The organism is Ruegeria sp. BB7, from assembly GCF_056539365.1.
Genome location: NZ_JBQFUV010000035.1, coordinates 1 through 4,481, shown reverse-complemented (window position 1 = coordinate 4,481; position 4,481 = coordinate 1). Strand labels below are relative to the sequence as shown.

General features: G+C 62.5%; 3 protein-coding genes. All 3 read right to left on the bottom strand.

All coding sequences use genetic code 11. The features are described from left to right. Window positions 1-33: 33 nt before the first annotated feature. The gene (gene gcvP / locus ACR0D7_RS19275; protein WP_480680464.1) at window positions 34-2,889 is read right to left on the bottom strand and encodes an aminomethyl-transferring glycine dehydrogenase; all 2,856 of its coding nucleotides are present in this window, start codon (window positions 2,887-2,889) and stop codon (window positions 34-36) included. A gap of 114 nt (window positions 2,890-3,003) precedes the next feature. Further along, window positions 3,004-3,369 carry a glycine cleavage system protein GcvH gene (gene gcvH, locus ACR0D7_RS19270; protein WP_170382011.1) on the bottom strand — a complete coding sequence of 122 codons (366 nt, stop codon included), beginning with the start codon at window positions 3,367-3,369 and terminating at the stop codon, window positions 3,004-3,006. 17 nt (window positions 3,370-3,386) lie between these two features. After that, window positions 3,387-4,481: a glycine cleavage system aminomethyltransferase GcvT gene (gene gcvT / locus ACR0D7_RS19265; protein WP_217358376.1), complete on the bottom strand. Its 1,095-nt coding sequence runs from the start codon at window positions 4,479-4,481 to the stop codon at window positions 3,387-3,389.

Sequence of the window (4,481 nt, the reverse complement as noted above, 5' to 3'; positions counted from 1 at the left end):
CCCCCCGCTTTTTTGGCGGGGGGTTTTGTTTTTTTATTCTGCGGCGTCTTGGTATGCGTCCATTGGGGGGCATGTGCAGACGAGGTTTCTGTCGCCGTATGCGTTGTCGACGCGGTTGACGGGGGACCAGTATTTGTCGACACCCATGGAGCCCGGCGGGAAGCAGGCTTGCTCGCGGGTGTAGGGACGGTCCCATTCGCCGACCAGATCGCGCACCGTGTGGGGGGCGTTTTTCAGCGGGTTGTTCTCCGCGTCGATCTTGCCGTCGATGATCTCCTGCGCCTCGGCCCGGATGGAGAGCATGGCGTCGCAGAAGCGGTCCAGTTCCGCCATGGGCTCCGATTCCGTGGGTTCCACCATCAGGGTGCCCGCCACCGGCCAGGACATGGTCGGCGCGTGGAAGCCTGAATCGACCAGACGCTTGGCGATGTCGTCGACGCTGATATTGCCCTCGGCGTCCAGCGGACGGGTGTCGAGGATGCATTCATGCGCCACACGGCCTGTCTCGGACGTATACAGGATCGGATAGGCATCCTTGAGCCGCGCCGCGATGTAGTTGGCGTTCAGGATCGCCACCTTGGTCGCCTGGGTCAGACCCGCGCCACCCATAAGCAGCACATAGGCCCAGCTGACCGGCAGGATCGACGGAGAGCCGAACGGTGCTGCCGAGACCGGACCCACGGCGGTGCCGTATTCCGGGTGGCCGGGCAGGTGTTCCTCCAGATGCGCCTTGACGCCGATCGGACCCATGCCGGGGCCGCCGCCGCCATGCGGGATGCAGAAGGTCTTGTGCAGATTCAGGTGGCTGACATCGCCGCCAATCTTGCCCGGCTGGGCCAGACCGACCATGGCGTTCATGTTCGCCCCGTCGATATAGACCTGACCGCCGTGATCATGGGTGATCTGGCAGACCTCCTGCACGGTTTCCTCGAACACGCCGTGGGTCGAGGGGTAGGTGATCATGCAGGCGGCCAGATGATCGCTGTGCTTCTCGGCCTTGGCGCGGAAATCGGCGACATCGATATTGCCGTTCTCATCCGCCTGCACCGGCACAACCTGATAGCCCACCATCTGGGCCGAGGCCGGGTTGGTGCCATGCGCCGAGGTCGGGATCAGGCAGACATTGCGCTGCCCTTCGCCGCGGGCGAAGTGGTAGTTGCGGATGGTCAGCAGGCCCGCATATTCGCCCTGCGCGCCCGAGTTGGGCTGCTGGGAGATCGCGTCATAACCGGTGATCTGGCACAGCTTGTCGTTCAGATCGGCAATCATCTCGTGATAGCCCTGCGCCTGATCTTCGGGCACGAACGGGTGCAGGTTGCCGAACTCGGGCCAGGTGACCGGGATCATCTCGATCGTCGCGTTCAGCTTCATGGTGCACGAGCCCAGCGGGATCATCGCGCGGTCCAACGCCAGGTCGCGGTCGGCCAGACGGCGCATGTACCGCGTGATCTCGGCCTCGGCCCGGTTCTGATGGAAGATCGGGTGGGTCAGATAGGTGCTTTCGCGCAGCGCGTAATCGGGCAGGCGGTAGACCTTGTTCGAACTGTCATCTTTCTTGTCGATGCCAAAGGCGCCCCAGACGGCCTCGATGGTCTCGGGGCGGGTCTGTTCGTCCAGGCTGATGCCCACTTTTGTCTCGCCGACCTTGCGCAGGTTGACGCCACGGGCCACGGCCGCCTCCATCACGACGTTCTGCAGATGGCCGACCTCGACGGTGATGGTGTCGAAGAACACCTCCGGCTCAACCGCAAAGCCTGCCTCTTCCAGACCAGCCGCCAGGCGCGAGGTCTTGCGGTGCACCGATTGCGCGATGGCCTTGATGCCGTCGGGGCCGTGATACACGGCATACATCGAAGCAATGACGGCCAGCAGCGCCTGCGCGGTGCAGACATTCGAGTTGGCTTTCTCGCGGCGAATGTGTTGCTCGCGGGTCTGCAGCGACAGGCGGTAAGCCTTGTTGCCGCGGCTGTCGATGCTGACACCGATGATCCGGCCCGGCATCGAGCGCTTCAGCTTGTCCGTGGTTGCCATATAGGCGGCGTGCGGGCCGCCATAGCCCATCGGCACGCCAAAACGCTGGGTCGAGCCGATGGCGATATCCGCGCCCATCTCGCCCGGTGACTTCAGCAGCGCCAGAGACAGGATATCGGCGGCGACGATGGCGATGGCTTTGTGTTCGTGCAGGGCCGCGATTTCCGACGTGAAGTCGCGCACATGGCCGTGGGTGCCCGGATACTGGAAGATGGCGCCAAAGACGGCGCCTGCATCCAGCGTATCGGGATCGGCAACCTGCACGTCGATGCCCAGAGGCTCAGCCCGGGTCTTGATCACCGCAATGGTCTGCGGGTGGCAGTTCTTGTCGACGAAGAAGGCCGCGTTGTTGGCCTTGGAGCGGCCACCGCGCTTGGCCATTGCCATGGCTTCGGCAGCAGCGGTGGCTTCATCCAGCAGAGAGGCATTGGCCACGTCCAACCCGGTCAGGTCGCTGACCATGGTCTGGAAGTTCAGCAGCGCCTCAAGACGGCCCTGGCTGATCTCGGGCTGATAAGGGGTGTAGGCGGTGTACCAGGCCGGGTTTTCCAGGATGTTGCGCAGGATCGGCGCCGGGGTGGTGGTGCCGTAATAACCCTGACCGATCAGCGAGGTCAGAACCTTGTTCTTGCTCGCCACCTGTTTCATGTGGAAAAGCGCGTCGCGTTCGGTCATCGCCGGGCCCCAGTCCAGCGGCTCAGACTGCCGGATTGCGGGCGGGACGGTTGCGTCGATCAGCTGGTCCAGCGTCTTGAAACCGATCACCTTGAGCATGTCGCGCATCTCGGTCGGGCTTGGGCCAATGTGGCGGCGATTGGCGAAGTCATAGGCTTCGTAGTCGGTCAGTTTGAAGGCCATGTGTTGCGCTCCTAGAGGAAAGTCTCACCCAGCCGCTTTGGCAGATGCCTCCGGCGGGAGTATTTGGGAAAAGATGAAGCGAGGGAGCCCCAATGGCGGGGCTCCGAGATTGGTTTAGCCGATGAAGGCTTTGTAGCCGGCTTCGTCCATCAGGTCGTCCAGCTGTGAGGCGTCCGCAATCTTGATCTTGTAGATCCAGGCCTCGCCTTCGGGGTCTTCGTTCAGCGCACCGGGGTTGTCGGCCAGCGCCTCGTTCACTTCCGTAATCTCGCCATCAACCGGCGCGTACAGCTCGGACGCGGCCTTGACGGATTCGATCACGCCGATCTCGCCACCCTTTTCGAACTCGTCGCCCGCTTCCTGCTGCTCGACGAAAACCACTTCGCCCAGCTGCTCGGCCGCGTGCGCGGTGATGCCCAGCGTGGCCGTGTCCCCTTCAACGATCAGCCATTCATGTTCTTCGGAATAATAGGTTGCCATGTCTCTTTCTCCTGACTTCAACGCTTGTAATTCTGCTTGACGAAGGGCAGCGCCACGATCTCGGCCGGCTGTGCTTTGCCACGTATGATGAGGTTCACCTTTTCGCCCGGCTCGCCATGACCGGCGGACACATAGCCCATCGCAACCGGGCCACCGACCGTGGGGCCAAAGCTGCCCGAGGTGATCTGGCCGATGCTGTTGCCCTCGGCGCATTGGATCTCAACGCCCTGACGGGCCGGTGCACGGCCTTCGGGCTTGATGCCCACCAGCTTGCGCGCGGCGCCTTCGGCCAGCTCCTTCTGAACGCGATCCGCGCCCGGGAAACCGCCCTCTTCCTTGCGGCGTTTCTGCATCGCCCAGCCCAAGGACGCCTCGACCGGCGAGGTGCTCTGGTCGATGTCATTGCCATAAAGGCACAGACCAGCCTCCAGCCGCAGGCTGTCGCGCGCGCCCAGACCGGCCGGTTCGCAATCCTCATGTGCCAGAAACGCCCGGGTGATCTCGATCGCCTTGTCCTCGGGGATCGAGATCTCATACCCGTCCTCGCCGGTATAACCCAGGCGCGAGATGCGGCATTCGACGCCGTTGATGTCCGCAATCGTGGTTTCCATGAACTTCAGGTCGCGGGCAGCAGGGCAGAGTTCACCCACCACGTTTTCCGCAGCAGGGCCCTGAACCGCCACCAAGGCACGGTCGAAGATCTCGGTCACTTCGACGCCATCCAGATTGGCCTGCATATGCGGAATGTCCTGATGGCGCAGCGCCGCGTTCACCACCACAAAGAAATGATCGCCCGCGTTCGACACGATCAAATCGTCCATGATCCCGCCTTCGGGGTTGGTGAAAAACCCGTACCGCGCCTTGCCTTCTTTCAAGGTCGCATAGGCCTGCGGGCAAAGCGCTTCCAGCTTCTCGCCTACATTCTCGCCCCGCAGGATCACCTGACCCATATGAGATACATCAAACACCGCCGCCTTCTCACGGCACTGCTTATGCTCACCCATGATCCCCAAAGGATACTGAACAGGCATCTCCCAACCAGCAAAATCAACCATCTTACCACCCAACTCAACGTGGAGTGAATAAAGAGGCGTGCGTTTCGGTGTGGTCAT

Excerpts from the sequence above, each read along its gene's own strand:
- gcvP (WP_480680464.1), bottom strand. The coding sequence starts at position 2,889 with ATGGCCTTCAAACTGACCGACTACGAAGCCTATGACTTCGCCAATCGC.
- gcvH (WP_170382011.1), bottom strand. The coding sequence starts at position 3,369 with ATGGCAACCTATTATTCCGAAGAACATGAATGGCTGATCGTTGAAGGG.
- gcvT (WP_217358376.1), bottom strand. The coding sequence starts at position 4,481 with ATGACCACACCGAAACGCACGCCTCTTTATTCACTCCACGTTGAGTTG.